The 19,946-nt window shown below is 73.2% G+C and carries 19 protein-coding genes and 1 tRNA gene; 7 read left to right on the top strand and 13 right to left on the bottom strand.

Annotated features, from left to right (window positions below; translation table 11 throughout):
* The first annotated feature begins 16 nt into the window (after positions 1-16).
* A complete protein-coding gene (locus tag DNL40_RS14115; protein ID WP_111251902.1) occupies positions 17-646 on the top strand; it encodes a TetR/AcrR family transcriptional regulator in 630 nt (209 codons plus the stop codon).
* Positions 647-782: 136 nt separating this feature from the next.
* Here the strand turns inward: DNL40_RS14115 and DNL40_RS14110 are convergent, their stop codons facing one another.
* A complete protein-coding gene (locus DNL40_RS14110) occupies positions 783-1,217 on the bottom strand; it encodes a MarR family winged helix-turn-helix transcriptional regulator (RefSeq protein ID WP_111251901.1) in 435 nt (144 codons plus the stop codon).
* Between DNL40_RS14110 and DNL40_RS14105 the strand changes: the two genes are divergently transcribed.
* The gene (locus tag DNL40_RS14105) at positions 1,176-2,330 is read left to right on the top strand and encodes an NAD-dependent epimerase/dehydratase family protein (protein WP_218926073.1); all 1,155 of its coding nucleotides are present in this window, start codon (positions 1,176-1,178) and stop codon (positions 2,328-2,330) included. The genes DNL40_RS14110 and DNL40_RS14105 overlap by 42 nt on opposite strands.
* Before the next feature lie 205 nt (positions 2,331-2,535).
* Here the strand turns inward: DNL40_RS14105 and DNL40_RS14100 are convergent.
* From DNL40_RS14100 to DNL40_RS14050, 11 genes are all read right to left on the bottom strand, one after another.
* Positions 2,536-2,609 (bottom strand) — tRNA-Pro (locus tag DNL40_RS14100).
* 54 nt (positions 2,610-2,663) lie between these two features.
* Positions 2,664-3,260, bottom strand: coding sequence for a GNAT family N-acetyltransferase (locus tag DNL40_RS14095; RefSeq protein WP_111251899.1), 597 nt, complete (start codon positions 3,258-3,260; stop codon positions 2,664-2,666).
* A 61-nt stretch (positions 3,261-3,321) separates the two neighbouring features.
* A complete protein-coding gene (locus tag DNL40_RS14090; RefSeq protein WP_245885950.1) occupies positions 3,322-4,446 on the bottom strand; it encodes a hypothetical protein in 1,125 nt (374 codons plus the stop codon).
* The gene (der, locus tag DNL40_RS14085) at positions 4,443-5,942 is read right to left on the bottom strand and encodes a ribosome biogenesis GTPase Der (RefSeq protein ID WP_111251950.1); all 1,500 of its coding nucleotides are present in this window, start codon (positions 5,940-5,942) and stop codon (positions 4,443-4,445) included. The genes DNL40_RS14090 and der overlap by 4 nt, the downstream gene beginning before the upstream one ends.
* A 104-nt stretch (positions 5,943-6,046) precedes the next feature.
* Positions 6,047-6,727 (bottom strand): (d)CMP kinase, encoded by a 681-nt coding sequence (cmk, locus tag DNL40_RS14080; protein WP_111251898.1) that lies wholly within the window; start codon positions 6,725-6,727, stop codon positions 6,047-6,049.
* A 14-nt stretch (positions 6,728-6,741) separates the two neighbouring features.
* On the bottom strand, positions 6,742-7,632 hold the full coding sequence (locus DNL40_RS14075; protein ID WP_111251897.1) for a pseudouridine synthase: 891 nt from the start codon (positions 7,630-7,632) through the stop codon (positions 6,742-6,744).
* Positions 7,633-7,647: 15 nt separating this feature from the next.
* Positions 7,648-8,364, bottom strand: coding sequence for an SMC-Scp complex subunit ScpB (scpB, locus tag DNL40_RS14070; protein WP_111251896.1), 717 nt, complete (start codon positions 8,362-8,364; stop codon positions 7,648-7,650).
* Positions 8,361-9,308 (bottom strand): segregation and condensation protein A, encoded by a 948-nt coding sequence (locus tag DNL40_RS14065; RefSeq protein WP_111251895.1) that lies wholly within the window; start codon positions 9,306-9,308, stop codon positions 8,361-8,363. Before DNL40_RS14065 ends, scpB begins: the two co-directional genes overlap by 4 nt.
* Complete coding sequence (locus DNL40_RS14060) at positions 9,292-10,107, bottom strand: ParA family protein (protein WP_111251949.1); 816 nt, start codon at positions 10,105-10,107, stop codon at positions 9,292-9,294. Before DNL40_RS14060 ends, DNL40_RS14065 begins: the two co-directional genes overlap by 17 nt.
* Positions 10,108-10,323: 216 nt before the next feature.
* Positions 10,324-11,298: a site-specific tyrosine recombinase XerD gene (locus DNL40_RS14055; protein WP_111251894.1), complete on the bottom strand. Its 975-nt coding sequence runs from the start codon at positions 11,296-11,298 to the stop codon at positions 10,324-10,326.
* Positions 11,299-11,365: 67 nt separating this feature from the next.
* A complete protein-coding gene (locus DNL40_RS14050) occupies positions 11,366-12,385 on the bottom strand; it encodes a heme o synthase (RefSeq protein ID WP_111251893.1) in 1,020 nt (339 codons plus the stop codon).
* A gap of 361 nt (positions 12,386-12,746) precedes the next feature.
* Here DNL40_RS14050 and tkt point away from each other — a divergent pair, with 361 nt between their 5' ends.
* The 5 genes from tkt (at position 12,747) to pgl (ending at position 19,409) form a co-directional block, all read left to right on the top strand.
* The gene (tkt, locus tag DNL40_RS14045) at positions 12,747-14,912 is read left to right on the top strand and encodes a transketolase (RefSeq protein ID WP_111251892.1); all 2,166 of its coding nucleotides are present in this window, start codon (positions 12,747-12,749) and stop codon (positions 14,910-14,912) included.
* Positions 14,913-15,050: 138 nt separating this feature from the next.
* Positions 15,051-16,184: a transaldolase gene (gene tal, locus DNL40_RS14040; RefSeq protein ID WP_111251891.1), complete on the top strand. Its 1,134-nt coding sequence runs from the start codon at positions 15,051-15,053 to the stop codon at positions 16,182-16,184.
* Positions 16,181-17,722, top strand: a complete 1,542-nt coding sequence (gene zwf / locus DNL40_RS14035) for a glucose-6-phosphate dehydrogenase (RefSeq protein ID WP_111251890.1) — start codon at positions 16,181-16,183, stop codon at positions 17,720-17,722. The genes tal and zwf overlap by 4 nt, the downstream gene beginning before the upstream one ends.
* Complete coding sequence (gene opcA / locus DNL40_RS14030; RefSeq protein ID WP_111251889.1) at positions 17,719-18,660, top strand: glucose-6-phosphate dehydrogenase assembly protein OpcA; 942 nt, start codon at positions 17,719-17,721, stop codon at positions 18,658-18,660. Before zwf ends, opcA begins: the two co-directional genes overlap by 4 nt.
* Entirely contained in the window at positions 18,657-19,409 is a 753-nt protein-coding gene (gene pgl, locus DNL40_RS14025; protein ID WP_111251888.1) for a 6-phosphogluconolactonase, read from the top strand. Before opcA ends, pgl begins: the two co-directional genes overlap by 4 nt.
* Positions 19,410-19,496: 87 nt before the next feature.
* Here pgl and DNL40_RS14020 read toward each other — a convergent pair whose 3' ends face one another.
* A complete protein-coding gene (locus DNL40_RS14020) occupies positions 19,497-19,856 on the bottom strand; it encodes an RNA polymerase-binding protein RbpA (RefSeq protein WP_111251887.1) in 360 nt (119 codons plus the stop codon).
* Positions 19,857-19,946: the final 90 nt, after the last annotated feature.

Here is a 19,946-nt window from a genome sequence, read left to right as displayed (position 1 = left end):
CGGATCGGAGACGACGATGACCGCATCCCGGCTGCGCAGCGACGCCCGGCGTAACAGGACGAAGATCCTCGGAGCGGCCCGTGCCGCGTTCGCCAGCGACGGGCTGGACGCCCCCACCGCCGCGATCGCCCGGGCGGCGGGAGTCGGTACCGCGACGCTGTATCGACACTTCCCCACCCGAGACGACCTCGTCGACGCCGTCTTCGGTGAGGAGGTCCGGCACTGCCTCGCGCTGTGCGAGGAGGCGACGGTCGCCCCCGACCCCTGGCGGGGGCTCTCTCGTGCGCTGGAAGCGGTCGTCGCCCTCGAGCTCGCATCACCCGGCCTCGCCGGGACCCTCCTGGCCGAGCGCCGTTGCACGCCGCTCCTCGAGTCGTTCGACCGGGAGGTGCGACGAGGCCTCATGACGTTGGCTGCACGGTTGCGGGACGAGGGAGCGGCCAGGGCCGATCTCACGGGCGGCGACCTCCTCATGGTTCTCACCGCGGTGCGCGCGATCACTCTGACCGACCGGGCGATCGCCACGCGCAGCGCGAAGCGGTTCATCGCCATCGCGACGGCCGGCCTGCGTGGGGACGGCTCCGCGCTGCGGACGGCCCCACAGTCCCGCCCCAGAGAGGAAGTGATCATCGACAGCCGGCGATGAAGAACCCGCCGCAGCGGCTCCACCAGGAGCGGGCCGTCGGTGGCAGACGCCGTCGGCGGCGCCCGTCCGTCTCCGTCCTACCCAGCACCGCCCGCCGGATCCGGACGCGGCGCAGGCCGGGGCCCGGCGCTTCCGGTCACGGGCGCCCCCGTGCCCGCATCCTGCCGAGCAGCTCGAGCAGCCCTCGCCGTTCTGCCGGGGTCATGTCGTCGAGGATCGCGGACTCGTGGAGCCTCTCGCGCAGGGTGTCCCAGAGCCGGTGGCCGCGTCCCGTGAGTACGAGCACCCGTTTGCGACCATCGCTGGGGTGAGGCTGTCGGGCGACGAGCTCGGCCTGCTCGAGCTTGTCAGCGATGAGGCTGGCAGTGGACGGGTCGCGCTCGAGCAGCCTCGCGAGGTCGCGGGGAGTGACGGGCGCCCGGCTCGTGGCGAGGATCCGCAGCACCGGGGCTGCGGAGGCCGGTGCACCGAAGTCCTGCAGCGTTGCGGCCACCGTCGCCTGCGCGAGTCCGGCGACATCGAGCAGCCCTTGGATGATCTGCGCCTTCTCGTCTGCCGCGGTCTCAGTCATGTTGTCATGATACAAATGACGCCTATCATTGAGTCGACTCACCGATCGATGTCAATGAGTGGAGTTGCGGATATGGGAGAGACTGCATCACGGGGAACGGTGCTCGTGACCGGGGGCACCGGATATCTCGCCGGCTGGCTGATCGTCGAGCTGTTGAAGAGTGGCTATCGGGTGCGCGCGACGGTGCGCGACACCGCCCGTGCAGAGCCGGCACGCCGGGCGATCCTGGACCGGTCCGCGGGGGCGCGCTCGCTCCAGCTCGTCCAAGCCGACCTGCTCGACGACGAGGGCTGGGAGCCAGCGCTCGACGGAGTCGACGCGGTGCTGCACACCGCCTCGCCGATGCCTGTCGGCAACGAGGCAGACCTGATCACCACTGCTCGCGACGGCACCCGCCGGGTGCTCACCACGGCAGCACGCGTCGGCGTGCGCCGGGTCGTGTTCACCTCGTCGGGCACCGCCGCCCGATCGAGCAACCCTTCGAGCACGACCACCGAGGACATGTGGTCAGAGCCGTCCGGCGACGCGACGCACGTGTATCCGGATTCGAAGATCTACGCGGAGCGGCTCGCGTGGGAGCTTGCCGACGAGCTCGGCCTAGATCTGACCGCGGTGCTGCCGTCGTTCATGCAGGGACCACCGGTGGGCGCGCCCGGGCGAGCTGGCACGATCGATGTGGTCCGCCGACTGCTGGACCGGGCGATGCCAGCGCTGCCGCGGCTCGGCTGGAACGTCGTCGACGTGCGTGACGAGGCCCGGCTGCACGTCCTCGCCCTCGAGCAGCCCGCAGCGATCGGTGAACGCTACAACGGATCGGGCACGTTCCTCTGGTACCGCGACGTCGCACGCATCCTTCGCGAGGGCCTCCCCGAGCAGAAGAAGATCCCCGCTCGCGAGCTGCCCGACTTCCTGGTGCGACTCGCAGCCCGACGCGACCCTCACCTCGCGATGATCGTCGACGAGCTCGGCATCGTCCGCACCGTCGACAGCAGCAAGGCCCGTCGTCAGCTCGGCTGGACCACTCGTGACGCACAGACCACCATCCTCGACACCGCCCGCGCACTCATCGCGCAGGAGCGGCCACCCTCCACCAGCTCGCCCAGGACGCCCTGAAGCCGGCATTCTCGGCGTGACGGGTGCGCGCACCGGGGCGACGCGGAGGCTGGGTGCGCCCTCTCGCCGCCGCCGCCCAGTTCGTGCTCCTGGCCAGCCTGCCCCTTGCAGCGGTCGCCGCGCTACGGCGCTGATCGGCGTCAGCAACGACAGAGGCGGCTCCCGGAGCTTTCCGGAAACCGCCTCTGACCTGCTACTTCATCTGTCGGGCTGACAGGATTTGAACCTGCGACCCCTTGACCCCCAGTCAAGTGCGCTACCAAGCTGCGCCACAGCCCGAAGGCCCTCGCGGACCTCGTCACCCCGAAGGGCCGGAAGAGATACTACCCCACGTCAGGGGGCGTCCGAGACCACAGGGGTCCGCCGCCGGGCCTCGTGCTCGCTCGCCAGGACGGCGTACACCAGCTCCGTGGACCAGACGCCGTCCGCGGGCCGCACGTCGTTCTCGACCAGCCGTGCCTCGAGCCGCATGCCCAGCCGCTGGGCCACCCGCACGGATGCCGTGTTCTCGGCGTCGATGCGCGCGAACGCCCGGTGGAACCCGAAGCGCCCGAAGGCCAGGGCGAGCAGCGCGCCGCTCGCCTCGGTGGCGAGCCCCCGGCCCGCGACGTCGGGGTGGAACGCGTAGCCGATCTCGACCTGCCCCTCCCCCGGCGCCCGCTTGAGGAGCCCCTCGCCCACGACGACGCCGTCGAGCTCGACCGCCAGGACGAGGACGTCCCCGGTGGCGCGGAACGGGTGCGTCACCCAGGAGGCGAGCTTCTCGCGCGCGACCTCGGCCGTCCACGGGGGCTGGTACATGTAGCGGACGACGTCGGGGCGCCCCCGCCACGTCAGGAAGTCGTCGGCGTCGTCCTCGCGCACCCGGCGTAGCAGGAGGCGCTCGGTGCGCACCATGACAGCGGTGGGTTCGGCGACGTCCCGGGACATGACGGAAGCCTGGCCCGTCGGTGCGTGCCGGTCAAGGACGGCCGGCCCGGGGCGGGGGTGATCAGTCCCGCCGTGCCCGCGCGTCGTGCTGGGCGCCGTCGCGCAGGGCGACGTCGAGCAGCGCGAACACCGCGAGGTCGACGAGGAGGCCGGCGGTGGCCGTCCACTGCAGCACGCCGAACACGAGCGGCTGCGTCACGAGCAGGCTGACCAGCACCCCGCGCCGCACCCAGGCGGCCGCGTCGCTGCCGCGCCCGCCCCGCAGGGCGCGCACGGAGCCGACGGCGCAGCAGGCCGCCGTCGTCGCCACGCCGAGGAGGACGACGCCCCCGAGCCAGACGGGACCGTCCACGAGGGACCGCACGCCCACCGCCGCGGAGGCCGCGGCGACGGCCAGGACGGCCGCCACCACGACGACGCCGGCCCAGCGGAGCCGGACGGCCGCCCGCAACCATCGGTCGGCACGCAGCACGAGGCCGCGCACGGGGTCCGGCACGGTGACGTCGTCGTGCGGGATCGCGTCGACCAGCCGGCGCAGCTCGGCCGCCCCGGGCTCGTCCCCGCCCCGCTGCAGCAGCACGAGCACCTCGGCGCGCCCGGCGTCCGTGAGTCCGCCCGCCAGGCCGGCCGCGGCGCGGTCCGCGGCGACGGCGAGGTACTCGGCACGATGGTGCCGGCGCCGGCCGTGCATGGCCTCCACCAGCAGCACGAGCACCACCAGGACGGCGTAGATCAGCGCCGCCGTGGGGCCGTAGAAGTAGTCGTTGTCCGCGGTCACGAACTTGCCGATCTCGTCCACGAACAGGCCGAACCCCACCCCGGCCAGCACCGCACCCAGCGAGCGCACCGCCGGCCCGACATAGGACAGCAGCACCACGACGGCCACGGCCAGCAGCAGACCGCCCCACAGCACGTGCGCCACGTGCAGACCGGCACCGCCGACCTGCGGGTACCCGGCCAGCGCCAAGAACCCGCGCGTGAGGAGCACGGTCGCCACCGTGACGACGAGGAACGTCACCAGGTGGCGCACGGCCGCGGTGTCGCGGGCGACGCCGGCGCGCAGCAGCCGTCCCCGCCCCGCGAGGGCCGGTGTCGCGGCAGCCGCGGACGGCGGTGGCTGGACGACGTCGTCGTCCGCCCCGCTCCCGCTCGCCTCCGCGTCCCGGGCGGCGCCCGCCGGGTTCACCGCTTGCGCTTCTCCCGCACGCGGACACTGATCTCGATCGGGGTGCCCTCGAAGCCGAACGTCTCGCGCAGGCGGCGCTCGATGAACCGGCGGTAGCCGGCCTCGATGAAGCCGGTCGCGAAGATGACGAACCGCGGCGGACGCGTCGAGGCCTGGGTGCCGAAGAGGATGCGCGGCTGCTTGCCCCCGCGCAGCGGGTGCGGGTGCGCCGCCACGAGCTCGCCCAGGAACGCGTTGAGCCGGCCGGTGGGGATCCGCATGTCCCACGACCCCAGCGACCGCTCCAGCGCCGGCACGAGGCGCTCGGTGTGCCAGCCGGTGCGTGCGGAGACGTTGACGCGCGGGGCCCACTGGATCTGCACGAGCTCCTTCTCGATCTCGCGCTCCAGGTACGGGCGGCGGTCCTCGTCCATGAGGTCCCACTTGTTGTACGCGATGACCAGGGCGCGGCCGGCGTCGATGACCTGCTGGATCACGCGGGTGTCCTGCTCGGTCAGCGGCTGCGAGGCGTCGAGCAGCACCACCGCCACCTCGGCCTTCTCGATGGCGGCCTGCGTGCGCAGGGACGCGTAGAAGTCGGCGCCGGACGTCTGGTGCACCCGGCGGCGGATGCCGGCCGTGTCCACGAACCAGTACGGGACGCCCTTGATCTCGACGAGCTCGTCCACCGGGTCGCGGGTGGTGCCGGCCAGCTCGTCGACGACGACGCGCTCCGCGCCGGCGATCTTGTTCAGCAGCGACGACTTGCCCACGTTCGGACGGCCGACGAGGGCCACGCGCCGCGGCCCCGTCGGGCGCAGCTCCCCGTGCTCGGAGACCTCGGGCAGCGCCCTCATGGCCGCGTCGAGCAGGTCGCCGACCCCGCGGCCGTGCAGCGCGGAGATCGGGTGCGGCTCGCCCAGGCCCAGGCTCCACAGGTAGGCGGCGTCCGCCTCGCCCGAGGGGCCGTCCACCTTGTTCGCCGCGAGCACCACCGGCTTGCCCGCCCGGCGCAGCAGCTCCACCACGCGCTCGTCGGTGGCCGTGGCACCCACGGTCGCGTCGACCACGAAGACGACGGCGTCCGCCAGGGCGATCGCCACCTCGGCCTGGACGGCGACCTTGGACTCGATACCGGCGACGTCGACCTCCCAACCACCGGTGTCGACCAGGTTGAAGTCGCGCCCGGCCCACTCCGCCGGGTAGGTCACGCGGTCGCGCGTGACGCCGGGCTTGTCCTCGACGACGGCCTCGCGGCGCCCGAGCACACGGTTGACGAGGGTCGACTTGCCCACGTTGGGGCGGCCGATGATGGCGAGCACCGGCAGCGGCTTCTCGCCCCGGGCAGCGCCGTCCTCGTCCCACTCGCCCTGGAGGAGCGCTCGGTCGGCCTCGTCGAGCTCGAACTCCTCGAGACCGGCGCGCAGGGCACGCTCGCGCGCCTCGTCGTCAGCCTCGTCGGGCAGCACGACGGGAGCGTCGTTCTCGTCGGGGAAGAACTCGTCGGGGGAAGACATGCCGACCATTCTCCCAGGCCGGGCGCGATGCGCCGGACGAGACGCGGGTCACGCACCCCACGTGTCGCACGGGGCGCCTCCGCGCCCCTCCCGCAGAGGCCGTCTCAGCGAGCCGCGGTCACCTGTGCGACCACGGCCAGCACGGCCTCGATGGTCTCCTCGAGGTCGAGGTCCGACGAGTCGACCGTGACCACGCCGTCGGCCGCCACCTGGAACTGGCTCACGGTGGCGTCGTCGCGGTCTCGCCGCACCACCTGGTCCCGCGTCGCCTCGACGGCCGCCGCGTCGGCGGCGCCGTGGACCTCCAGGGACCGGCGGCGCAGGCGTGCCTCTTCGCTGGCCGTCAGCAGCACGCGGGCGTCGGCGTCGGGAGCCACCACCGTGGTGATGTCCCGCCCCTCGGCCACGATGCCCGCCGCCTGGGCCGCGACGTCGATGATCTCCCGCTGGCGGCGGCGCAGCTCGGCGCGCACGTCGAGGTTCGTGGCCACCTTGGAGACCTCCGTGGAGACCTCCGTGGTGCGGATCGCGGCGCTCACGTCGCGGCCGTCCAGGCGCACCGCCGGCGCGTCGGGGTCCAGGCCCATCTCCAGCGGCATGCCCCGCACGGCGGCAGCGACCCGCTCCGCGTCGGCCAGGTCGCCCACCGCGTCCATCGCCCACAGCGTGGCCGCCCGGTACATGGCCCCGGTGTCGAGGTACGCGAGCCCGAGCCGGCGGGCCACGCCCTTGGACACGCTGGACTTGCCCGAGCCGGACGGCCCGTCGACGGCGATGACGACCACTGCGTTCTCCTCGTTCACATCTCGACGGCGGCCATGAGGCTGCCGACCTCGGTCCGACCCAGCACGCGCGTGGTGCCCGGCCGCTGGTCCCCCAGCGCGATGGGGCCGATGCGCGTGCGCACCAGACGCTCCACGGGCCGCTCGACCGCGTCGAACATGCGCCGGACGATCCGGTTGCGGCCCTCGTGCAGCACCACCTCGACCATGGTGAGCCCGTCGAGCGCCTGGACGACCTTCACCTTGTCCATGCGCGCCGGCCCGTCCTCCAGCTCGACGCCGTCCAGCAGCTGCTTGACGATCCGCGGGTAGACCTCGCCGCCGCCCACCGTCACGAGGTACGTCTTGGGCACCTCGTAGCGCGGGTGCGCCAGGCGGTTGGCCAGCTCCCCGTCGTTGGTCAGCAGCAGCAGCCCCTCGGAGTCGGCGTCGAGCCGGCCCACGTGGAAGAGGCGCTCGTCCCGGTTCTTGATCAGGTCCGCGACCGTGGGGCGGCCCTGCGGGTCGCTCATCGCGGACAGCACGCCGTGCGGCTTGTTCAGCGCGAGGGTGACCTTCTCGGTGTCGGTCTGCACGCGCATGCCGTCCACGTGGATCACGTTCACCGCCGGGTCCACCCGTACACCCAGCTCGACGACGATCTGGTCGTCGACGGTCACGCGGCCCTCGGCGATCAGCTCCTCCGCCTTGCGGCGCGACCCGTAGCCGGCCGTCGCCAGCACCTTCTGCAGGCGCACGCCGTCGGGCACGTGCACGTCACGGGCGGGCTCGGCCGGCGGACGCTGACGCCGGGCCGGGCGCGGGGCGCCGGTGCGCCCGGCCCCGCGGGACGCACCACCGCGGGCGCCACCCCCGGCGGACTGGCGCTGGCCGGCCTCGCGGCGGGGGCCGCGACGGGGTTCGCTCATGACTCGGATTCTCCCTCAGCGGTGCTCGTCGGTCAGCGCGTCCAGGGCGTCGATCCCCGGCAGGTGCGGTGCGAGCGGGGGCAGCTCGTCGAGCGACTGCCAGCCCATCCGGTCGAGGAACTCGCCCGTGGTGCCGAACAGCGTGGCGCCCGTGAGCGGGTCCTGCCCCACCTCGGCCACCAGGCCGCGCGCCAGCAGCGTGCGCACCACGCCGTCGACGTTCACCCCGCGCACCGCGGACACCTGCCCGCGCGTGACCGGCTGACGGTACGCGATGACGGCCAAGGTCTCCAAGGCGGCCTGGCTCAGACGAGCGCTCTGCCCCTCGAGCACCAGCCGCGCGACGACGTCGGCGTGGGCCCGGGAGGAGTACACCCGCCACCCCTCCGCCCCTTCGCGCAGCTCGAACCCCCGGGGCCGGCCGCCTCCCTCGCCGCGGTACTCGGCCGCGAGCCCCGCGAGGGCGGCAGAGACGTCCGTCACAGGCAGGTCGACGGCGGCGGCGAGGCGCTCGGTGGGCACCGGGGAGTCCGCGACCATCAGCACCGCCTCGAGCGCCGCCTCGAGCCCGCCGGGCAGGTCCTGCACGTCGACGGCCGGCGCGGGCTGCGCCGGCGCAGCCGGGCCCGCCAGGCCGCCGTCGGACGACTCGGCCGCCTCGGGCGCCGCAGGCGTCCCAGACGCCGCAGACGCCGTGGCCGTCTCGAACGTCTCGTCAGGGCTGGTGCTCATGCGGGGACCTCCTGCTGTCCGTCGAACTCCTCGAAGCCGGCGCCCACCTGCTCCGCGGCGTCGTCAGCCGGGTCGCCGCCGGTCCAGCGCACGGTCAGCTCCCCGAGGGGGGCAGCCTGCTCGAACGACACCTGACCGCCGCGGAACAGCTCGAGGAGCGCCAGGAAGCGTGCCACGACGACGAGCCGCTCCTCGCCGGCGGCCAGGGACCGGAACGTCACCGAGCGTTCGCGCCGCAGGCGTCCGACGACGATCGCGGCCTGCTCGCGCACGCTCACCGCGGGCGCGTGCAGGTGGGTGAGGGAGACCACGGGCGGGGCCTTGGGCGTCAGGGCGCGGGCCGCCAGCTCCGCCAGGCGGCCGGGAGTCAGGGTCCACACCAGCTCGGGCAGCAGCGCCGCCATCTCGGGCTCGAGGGGCACGCTGCGAGGAACCCGCCGCCCCTCGGTCGCCATGCGCTCGGCGAGCACCGCCGAGACGTCCTTGTAGGCCCGGTACTGCAGGAGCCGGGCGAAGAGCAGGTCGCGGGCCTCGAGCAGCTCCAGGTCCTCGGCGTCCTCCTCAGCCGTGCCCGGTAGGAGCCGTGCCGCCTTGAGGTCGAGGAGCGTCGCCGCCACCACGAGGAACTCGCTCGCCGTGCCGAGGTCCCAGGAGGGGTGCTCCTCCCCCCGCTCGGCGGCCTCCCGCGCCGCGGTCTCGGCGGCGCGGATGTGCGCCACGAAGTCGTCGGTCACGACCGCGAGCGCCACCTCGGTGACGTCGAGCTGGTGCTTGGCGATGAGGCTCAGCAGCAGGTCGAACGGACCGCTGAAGTTCTCGAGCCGGACCTCGAAGGCCCTGCTGCCGGGGCGGGATCCTGTGGGCTCGGGCTCCGCCCTCCCCTGGGGCGCCTGCGCGCGGGGGTGAGCGTCGGGGTCGGCGTGGGGGTCAGGCGGCGTCGCCACGCGCCACGAGCTCCCTGGCCAGCTGGCGGTACGCCTCGGCACCGGCGTGGTTGGGTGCGTAGGCCGTGATCGGCTCGGCGGCCACGGACGCGTCGGGGAACTTCACGGTGCGCCCGATGACGGTGTGCAGGAGCGTCTCGCCGAACGCCTCGTGCACGCGCGCGACGACCTCGCGCGAGTGCAGGGTCCGCGAGTCGTACATGGTGGGGAGGATGCCGTCGATCTCGAGCGCCGGGTTGAGGCGGTCGCGCACCTTCTCGATGGTCTCCACGAGCAGGGCGACGCCGCGCAGCGCGAAGAACTCGCACTCGAGCGGGATGAGCACGCCGTGCGCGGCGGTCAGCGCGTTGACCGTCAGCAGACCCAGCGAGGGCTGGCAGTCGACGAGGATCACGTCGTACTCGTCCTGGACGGGACGCAGCGCGCGGGCCAGCACGGACTCGCGCGCGACCTCGCCGACCAGCTGCACCTCGGCGGCGGACAGGTCGATGTTGGCGGGGACCACGTCCAGGCCCTCGATCGCCGTGGGGGTGATGACGTCGGTGATCTGCACCGAGCGCTCCATGAGCAGGTTGTAGACGCTCAGCTCGAGCTCGTGCGGGTTGACGCCGACGCCCACCGACGCGGCGCCCTGCGGGTCGAAGTCCACGAGCAGCACGCGGCGGCCGTACTCGGCCAGCGCAGCGCCCAGGTTGATCGTGCTCGTCGTCTTGCCGACGCCGCCCTTCTGGTTGCACATCGCGATGATGCGGGCGGGGCCGTGCTGGGCCAGCGGCGCGGGGACGGGGAAGTCGGGCATCGGGCGCCCGACGACGTCGAGGCGCTCCTGCGGCGCGGCACCGCCGCGCGCGAACAGCGTGTCGTTCCCCAGTGCTTCGCTCACGCTCGACACGCTACCTCAGCCCTCGGCGGCGGCCGGCGGCCGCGCCCCGGCGCGCCGCGACCCCACGGCAGCACCCCGACCGTGCTGGCCGGCGCAATCGCTCACCCCTGCCTCGCCGCCTGCCCGGTAGCGCTACAGGGCGCGCGGGTGCGCTGCCGCGTAGACCTCGCGCAGCGTGTCGGGCGTGACCATCGTGTAGATCTGCGTGGTGGTCACCGAGGCGTGCCCGAGCAGCTCCTGGACCACGCGGACGTCGGCGCCGCCCTGGAGCAGGTGGGTGGCGAACGAGTGGCGCAGCGTGTGCGGGGAGACGTTCTGGAGGCCGGCCTTCTCCGAGGCGGCCTGCAGCACCGCCCAGGCGCTCTGCCGGGACAGGCGCCGCCCCCGGGTGTTCAGGAACAGCGCGGGCGTCCCCGTGCCCGACGCCGCCAGACCGGGACGGGAACGCACCAGGTAGGCGTCGAGCGCCTCGCGCGCGTAGGAGCCCACCGGGACCACCCGCTGCTTGTCGCCCTTGCCGTGCAGCCGCACGACGGCGTCGGCGCCGGTCCCCGACCCCGGGAGCGCACCGTCGAGCCACCCGACCGCGTCGACGTCGAGCCCCACGACCTCGCTGATGCGCCCGCCGGTCGAGTACAGCAGCTCCAGCAGGGCACGGTCGCGCAGCGGGAGGGGGCCGTCGCCCTGACCGGCGGCGTCGAGGAGGCGGGTGACGGCGTCCACGCTCAGGGCGTGCGGGAGCCGGCGCAGCTGCGTGGGAGCGCGGACCTCGGCGGAAGGGTCGTGGGTCGCCAGCCCTTCCGCGTGGGCGAACCGGTGCCAGCCGCGCACCGCGGCCAGCGCTCGCGCCGTCGAGGCCGGCGAGAGCCGGGCGCCGCCGTCGGTCCCTTCCCGGACCACGGTCACGTACGCGACGACGTCGGCCTCCGAGACGGCACCGACCGAGGTGCGGCCCAGCGACTCGAGGTGACGCACGTAGCGCGCGAGGTCGCGGCGGTAGGCGGCCGTGGTGTTCGCCGACAGCCCGCGCTCGACGCGCAGGTGGGCGAGGTAGTCGTCGAGCGCCGCCTCGAGGGGACCGCTGGTGACGACGGCGCTGGTGCTCACGGGGCGATGATGCCGCCGCGGGGGCGCGGGACCGGGGACGCCCCGCCGTGCGAGGGCGGAACCGACGTCAGAAGGGCAGGAACACGTCGACCGCGACGGCCACGAAGAGGATCGTCAGGTAGGTGATCGAGGCGTGGAAGACGCCCATCGCCACCTTGCCCGTCTTGGTGCGGCCCTTGCGGGCGTGGTCGAGCATCGACCACGTCTGCCAGCCGAACCACAGCGCGAGCGCCACGGCGACGACGGTGTAGACCCATGTCATCCCGGCGAGCGGCACCAGCGCGAACGAGCACGCCACCATCGCGGCGGTGTAGGCCACCATCTCGACCGCCACGCGGCGGTCGGAGGCGACCACGGGGAGCATGGGCACCCCCGCCGTGGCGTAGTCCTGCTTGAACTTCACCGACAGCGGCCAGTAGTGCGGCGGCGTCCAGAAGAACACCACGCCGAACAGGGCCACGGCCGCCCACGAGAGGCCGCCGGTGACCGCCGCCCACCCGATGAACACGGGCATGCAGCCGGCGATCCCGCCCCAGACGATGTTCTGAGGGGTGCGGCGCTTGAGGATCATCGTGTAGCCGACCACGTAGATCGCGATCGCGGCGAAGGTCAGCCAGGCCGAGGCGAGGTTGACGAGCAGCGCGAACCACACGAGGGCCACCACGCCGAGCACCGTGGCGAAGACGAGCGCCGCGCGCGGGGTGATCTCCCCCGTCACGAGGGGGCGCCGCTTGGTCCGGTTCATCAGCTTGTCGATGTCCCGGTCGAGGTACATGTTGAACGCGTTCGCCGACCCGGCCGCCAGCGCTCCGCCCACCAGGGTCAGCAGCACCAGGGACAGCGGGGGCAGCCCCCGCTCGGCGAGGATCATCGTGGGGATCGTCGTCACCAGCAGCAGCTCGATGATGCGCGGCTTGGTGAGGGCGACGTAGGCCGCCGCCCGGTCTCGCAGGTGCAGCAGGGGCCCGCGCAGGCGCCGGAGGCTCCCGACGACGTCGGCGCGGCCGTCCTGCGGCACGCGCGCGGCCCGGGTCGCGGCCGTGCGGGGACGCTCCGCCCCCGTGGTCGTCGTCTGGCTCGTGCTCACGCGCGTCGCTGTTCCGTTCCTCGCTGGTCGCGGCTCGCCCCGGGTCGAGGTGCCGGGGACTCGATCATCCTACGGCCCCCTCACCTGCCCGGCGGCCCCAACCGGGGTGTGACGAATCCCCCTCCGCCCGGCGGGAACCCGCGGCGCGGCGCCCGGTCTCTTCCCTGGCGCGCCGCTCACGGCGGTCACGACGATCGTGGTGGCGCCCCTCGATATACGCTGGAACCGCTACTCGCCGCCGCCGTGGCCAGGACTCTCCCCCGCCGTGACGTCACTGCCCGGACCTGCGCGTTGGCACTCGGATCTGGCTAGCAAGCACCACGACCCCGGGGCCATGTCCCCGGGCAGGAATGAGGCATACGTGAGCACGTTCGACCCCGCCCTCAAGCCGCTCGACTGGACTGAGCTCGACGAGCGCGCGGTCAAGGCCATCAAGGCCCTGGCCGCCGACGCCGTCGAGAAGGTCGGCAACGGGCACCCGGGCACGGCGATCTCGCTGGCCCCGGCCGCCTACCTCCTGTTCCAGAAGGCGATGCGCCACGACCCGGCCGACCCGCACTGGGTGGGCCGCGACCGCTTCGTGCTGTCCGCGGGCCACTCCTCTCTGACCATCTACCTCCAGCTCTTCCTGGCCGGCTACGGCCTGGAGATGGAGGACATCGCGGCGCTGCGCACCTGGGGCTCCAAGACCCCGGGCCACCCCGAGTACAAGCACACCGCCGGCGTCGAGATCACCACCGGCCCGCTCGGCCAGGGCCTCGCCTCGGCCGTGGGCATGGCCTTCGCCGCCCGCCGCGAGCGCGGCCTGCTCGACCCCTCCGCCGCCCCGGGCGAGTCCCCGTTCGACCACCACGTCTACGTCATCGCCTCCGACGGCGACCTGCAGGAGGGCGTGACCTCCGAGGCCTCCTCGCTCGCCGGCCACCAGCAGCTCGGCAACCTCGTCGTGATCTGGGACGACAACAAGATCTCGATCGAGGACGACACCGACATCGCGTTCACCGAGGACGTCCTGGCCCGCTACGAGGCCTACGGCTGGCACACCCAGCGCGTCGACTGGACGCAGGGCGGCACCGGGTACGCCGAGGACGTCGAGGCGCTGGCCGCGGCGATCGAGGCAGCCAAGGCGGAGACCGACCGCCCGTCGATCATCGACCTGCGCACCATCATCGGCTGGCCCTCGCCCACCAAGCAGAACACCGGTGGCATCCACGGCTCCGCCATGGGCGCGGACGAGATCAAGGGCCTCAAGGAGATCCTGGGCCTCGACCCGGAGAAGTCGTTCCACATCGACGACGAGGTCCTCGCGCACACCCGTGCCGTCGCCGAGCGGCAGTCGGCCCAGCGTCAGGCGTGGGAGACCGCGTTCTCCGCGTGGAAGGCAGCGGCCCCCGAGGCCGCCGCCCTCCTGGAGCGCCTCTCGGCCCGCGAGCTGCCGGAGGGCTGGGAGCAGTCGCTGCCCGTCTTCGAGGCGAGCGAGAAGGGCGTCGCCACGCGTGCCGCGTCGGGCAAGGTGCTCTCGGCCCTCAAGGACGTGCTGCCCGAGCTGTGGGGCGGCTCCGCGGACCTCGCCGGCTCCAACAACACGACGATGGACGGCGAGCCCTCGTTCGTCCCGGTCGAGCACGCCACCAAGAAGTTCCCGGGTCACGAGTACGGGCGCACGCTCCACTTCGGCATCCGTGAGCACGGCATGGGCTCGATCCTCAACGGCATCGTGCTGCACGGCCTGACCCGCCCCTACGGCGGCACGTTCCTCCAGTTCTCCGACTACATGCGCGCCGCCGTCCGCCTGGCCGCGCTCATGGAGATCCCGACGACGTTCGTCTGGACGCACGACTCGATCGGCCTCGGCGAGGACGGCCCCACGCACCAGCCGGTGGAGCACCTGGCCGCCCTGCGCGCCATCCCCGGCCTCGACGTGGTCCGGCCCGCGGACGCGAACGAGACCGCGTGGGCCTGGCGCGGCGTCCTGGAGAACACGGACAACCCGGCCGGCCTCATCCTCACCCGCCAGAACGTGCCCACGTTCCCGCGCGGCGAGGACGGCTTCGCGAGCGCCGAGGGCACCCTCAAGGGCGCCTACACGCTCCTCGACACCGACGGCACGCCCGACGTGATCCTCATCGGCACCGGCTCCGAGGTGCAGCTGGCCGTGCAGGCGCGCGAGCAGCTCGCCGCCGAGGGCGTCAAGGCCCGCGTCGTCTCGGCCCCGAGCCTCGAGTGGTTCGACAAGCAGGACGAGGCGTACCGCGAGTCGGTGCTCCCCGCGGCCGTCAAGGCCCGCGTCTCGGTCGAGGCCGGCATCCGCCAGGGCTGGCGCGAGTACGTCGGCGACGCCGGCCGCAGCGTGTCGCTCGAGCACTACGGTGCCTCGGCCGACTACCAGACGCTGTACCGCGAGTTCGGCATCACGGCCGAGGCCGTGGCCGCCGCCGCCCGCGAGTCGATCGCCGCCGCCACGGGCGGCACGGCTCCCGGCGCCGACGCGGTCGAGTCGGTGGGTGGCACCGGCGACCAGCTCTGACCCCGACGGCGGTGGCCGGCGCGCGCCGGCCACCGCCACCCCGGGGCGTCCACCGCGCCCCACCACGGACCGCAGCGAGACCCGGGCCGCCCGCAGTCACGAGCGACCAGGCACGAGAGATCAGGAAGGTCTGCACCCATGACGACCCCCACGGACACCAGCGACACCCGTCCCACCCGCCGGCTCTCGGAGGCCGGCGTGTCGATCTGGCTCGACGACCTGTCGCGCGAGCTGCTGCGCAGCGGCGCGCTCGCCAAGCTGCTCACCGAGAAGGACGTCGTCGGGGTGACCACGAACCCGACGATCTTCGCCTCCGCCATGTCCAAGGGCGACGCCTACGACGGCGCGCTGCAGGAGCTGGCCGGCACCGACGTCGAGTCCGCCGTCGAGCGGATCACCACCGACGACGTGCGCGAGGCCGCGGACGTGCTGCGTCCTGTGTACGACGCCACGGGCACGGTGGACGGCCGCGTGTCGATCGAGGTGGACCCGCGCCTCGCCAGGGACACCGACGCGACGACCGCCGTGGCCGAGCGGCTGTGGACCACGGTCGACCGCCCGAACGTCATGATCAAGATCCCCGCCACGGTCGAGGGCCTGCCGGCCATCACCGCCACGCTGGCCAAGGGCATCAGCGTCAACGTCACCCTCATCTTCTCGATCGAGCGCTACCGCGCCGTGATGGACGCCTTCCTCGACGGGCTCGAGCAGGCTCAGGCCAACGGCCACGACCTCGCGCCCGTGGGTTCCGTCGCCTCCTTCTTCGTCTCGCGTGTCGACACCGAGATCGACAAGCGGCTCGACGCGATCGGGACGCCCGAGGCCCTCGAGCTGCGCGGCAAGGCCGCCGTGGCCAACGCCCGGCTCGCCTACGCCGCCTACGAGGAGGTGTTCTCCTCCGACCGGTGGAAGGCCCTCGAGGCTGCCGGCGCCAGGCCGCAGCGCCCCCTGTGGGCCTCGACCGGCGTCAAGAACCCGGACTACCGCGACACCATGTACGTCGACGAGCTCGTCGTCGCCGGCGTCGTGAACACCATGCCGGGCTCCACGCTCGACGCCTTCGCCGACCACGGCATCGTCCTCGGCGACACCGTGAGCGGCACCGCCGAGGAGGCCGCGGCCACCATCGCCGCCATCGAGGCCGTCGGCATCTCCCTGGAGGAGGTCACCCGCCAGCTCGAGGAGGAGGGCGTCTCCAAGTTCGAGGTCAGCTGGGACGAGCTGCTCACCACGACCAGGGCGGGCCTGGACTCCGCCGGTGGTGCCCGGTGAGGCCGGCCAAGATCTCGGCCGAGCACAACCCGCTGCGCGATCCCCGCGACCTGCGCCTGCCGCGCATCGCGGGACCCAGCGGCCTCGTCATCTTCGGCGTCACCGGCGACCTGTCGCGCAAGAAGCTCATGCCGGCGGTCTACGACCTCGCCAACCGTGGCCTCCTGCCGCCGGGCTTCGCCCTCACCGGGTTCGCCCGCCGTGACTGGGAGGACCAGGACTTCGCGAAGATCGTGCACGACTCCGTCAAGGAGCACGCGCGCACGCCGTTCCGCGAGGCCACGTGGGAGCAGCTCGCCGAGGGCATCCGGTTCGTGCAGGGCTCCTTCGACGACGACACCGCGTTCGAGAACCTGCGCCAGACCGTCGAGAAGCTCGACGAGGAGCGCGGCACGGGCGGCAACCACGCGTTCTACCTCTCGGTACCGCCCGGCGCCTTCCCCGTGGTGGTCAGCCAGCTCCAGAAGCACGGACTGTCCACGCCGCAGGAGGGCTCCTGGCGTCGCGTGGTGATCGAGAAGCCGTTCGGTCACGATCTCGAGTCCGCCCAGGAGCTCGACGCCGTCGTGTCCGAGGTGTTCGACCAGGAATCGGTGTTCCGCATCGACCACTACCTGGGCAAGGAGACCGTCCAGAACCTGCTGGCGCTGCGCTTCGCCAACCAGATGTTCGAGCCGCTCTGGAACGCCCACTACGTGGACCACGTCCAGATCACCATGGCCGAGGACATCGGCATCGGCGGCCGCGCCGGCTACTACGACGGGATCGGCGCGGCCCGCGACGTCATCCAGAACCACCTGCTCCAGCTCCTGGCGCTCGTGGCGATGGAGGAGCCGGTGAACTTCGACGCGCAGGCGTTGCGCGCCGAGAAGATCAAGGTGCTCTCGTCCGTGCGGCTGCCCCGTGACCTCGGCCGACACACGGCCCGCGGCCAGTACGCCTCGGCCTGGCAGGGCGGCGAGAAGGTCGTCGGGTTCCTCGAGGAGGAGGGGTTCAACCCCGACTCCACGACGGAGACGTTCGCCGCCGTGCGGCTCGACATCGACAACCGCCGGTGGGCGGGCGTCCCGTTCTACCTGCGCACCGGCAAGCGGCTCGGACGCCGCGTCACCGAGGTGGCCGTCGTCTTCAAGAAGGCACCCCACCTGCCGTTCGAGTCCTCGCTGGCCTCCGACCTCGGCAACAACGCGCTGGTCATCCGGGTCCAGCCCGACGAGGGCGTCACCCTGAGGTTCGGTGCCAAGGTGCCCGGGACGGCCATGGAGGTGCGCGACGTCACGATGGACTTCGGGTACGGGCACTCGTTCACCGAGTCCTCCCCCGAGGCCTACGAGCGTCTCATCCTCGACGTGCTGCTGGGCGACCCGCCGCTGTTCCCCACGCGCGAGGAGGTCGAGCTCTCCTGGAAGATCCTCGACCCCGTCATCGACTACTGGGCGGGCAAGGGCAAGCCGGAGCAGTACCCCGCCGGCACGTGGGGACCGCCCTCGGCCGACGCCATGATGGCCCGTGACGGACGTTCCTGGAGGCGACCGTGATCATCGACATGCCGAAGACCACCACGACGGCGGTCGACAAGCGCCTGGTAGACCTGCGCGACGAGGGCGGCGCGGTCGCCCTCGGCCGTGTGCTGACCCTCGTGGTCGTCGCGGACGAGAAGGACGTCGAGCTCGCCGTCGAGGCCGCCAACGACGCGAGCCGCGAGCACCCGTGCCGCGTGCTCGTGGTCGCCGCCTCCGACGGCCCGGCGGACGAGGCCCGGCTGGACGCGCAGATCCGCGTGGGCAGCGACGCCGGGGCGTCCGAGGTGGTCATCCTCAAGACGTCCGGCCCGCTGCGCGAGCAGCCCGACGCCGTCGTCATGCCCCTGCTCCTGCCGGACGCCCCCATCGTCGTGTGGTGGCCCCGGGAGGCGCCCGAGGCGCCGTCCAAGGACCCGGTGGGCCGCATGGCACAGCGCCGTGTCACCGACTCCATCATGGCCGGTGACCCCGAGGGCATGATCCGCACGCTCGCCGAGAACTACGCCACCGGGGACACCGACCTGGCCTGGGCCCGCGTGACGCTCTGGCGCGGGCTGATCGCAGCCGCCGTGGAGCAGCCGCCGTTCGAGCCGGTCCAGTCGGTGACCGTGGAGGGCGAGCCGGGCCACACCTCGCTCGACCTGCTGGCCGCGTGGTTGTCGGCCCGCCTGCGCTGCCCGGCCCGCATCGTGCACCACGAGGGCGCCACCGCCATCACGCGGGTGACGCTCGAGCGCCGCACCGGCTCGATCGTCCTCGACCGGCCCGACAGCCGTGTCGTGACGATCTCCGAGACGGGCAAGCCCGACCGCCGCATCGCCCTGCCCGTCCGCAAGCTCAACGAGGCCCTCATCGAGGAGCTGCGCCGGCTCGACCCCGACGAGATCTACGAGGAGGTCCTCACCAAGGGCCTGCCGCTGGTGGACGCCGAGGCCCAGAAGGTGACCGCGTGAGCCGGCTCGTCGTCGTCCATCCCGACGCCGACGTCCTCGCGCAGGCCGCAGCCGCCCGGCTGCTCACGCGGGTGCTCGACGTGCAGTCCGTCCGCCGCCCGGTGCACGTGGTGCTCACGGGCGGCACCGTGGGGATCAAGACGCTCGCAGCAGCGGCGGTCAGCCCGCTCGTGCGCGCCGTGGACTGGACAGGCGTGCACCTGTGGTGGGGGGACGAGCGGTTCGTGCCCAGCGGGCACGCCGACCGCAACGAGACGCAAGCGCGCGAGGCGCTCGTCGACGCCCTCGTCGCGTCCGCGGGGCTGCCCGAGGCCAACGTGCACCCGATGCCCGGTCCCGACGTCGCGGCCTCCCCGGAAGAGTCCGCGGCGGCCTACGCCGAGCAGCTCGCAGCCTTCGCTCCCGAGGGCGCCGAGGTGCCGGTGCCGGCCTTCGACGTGCTCCTGCTGGGCATGGGGCCCGACGGCCACGTCGCGTCCCTGTTCCCCGGGCACGAGGCGTTGCAGGCCGGCGGCACGGCCGTGGGCGTGCACGGCTCCCCCAAGCCGCCGCCCGAGCGGGTGTCGCTCACGTTCGACGCCATCACGGCCGCGCGCGAGGTCTGGGTCGTGGCCGCCGGTGCGGAGAAGGCGGAGCGGGCCGCGGCCGCCCTGGCGGGCCAGCCCGTGAGCGAGGTCCCGGCCGCCGGGGCCACGGGCACCGAGCAGACCCTCTGGCTCCTGGACACGGCTGCGGCCGACGCTCCGTAAGGCTTGAGGCACGAGAACGGCCGCCCCTCCCGCGAGGAGGGGCGGCCGTTCTCGTGCCTCAGGGACGACGCGCAGGAACCGCCTGTGTCAGGCGAGCACCTCGCCGCGGCGCCGACGCAGCGCCTTGAGCGCCTCGTCGAGCAGGGCGGCGCCGTCGGCGTCCGAGCGCCGCTCCTTCACGTACGCCAGGTGCGTCTTGTAGGGCTCGTTGCGGACCGGCGGCGGAGGGGCCGTCCTGTCCAGCCCGGCCGGGAAGCCGCACCGCGGGCAGTCCCAGCTCTCGGGCGGCTCCACGTCATGAGCCAGGGCGAAAGCGGGCGTCGTCTCGTGCCCGTTCGCACACCAGTAGGAGACGCGTGTCCGCGGAGCGACGTCTCCGCGCTCCGTCTCACCCATGGGTCCCGCGCCAACGCGCGAACCCCGGATCGCATGACCGGCAGATGCCACGATGCGTCGACCTCACCTTCGCACCCACGCGTAGTCCCGCGCGGGCTCTCTGTCCTCCTCGGGACCGCCGACCCCCTCCCGGCGGCATGG

This window comes from Xylanimonas oleitrophica, assembly GCF_003244315.1.
Classification (GTDB): domain Bacteria; phylum Actinomycetota; class Actinomycetes; order Actinomycetales; family Cellulomonadaceae; genus Xylanimonas_A; species Xylanimonas_A oleitrophica.
The sequence above is the reverse complement of the archived record's forward strand: the minus strand, read 5'-3'. Positions and strand labels throughout refer to the sequence as shown.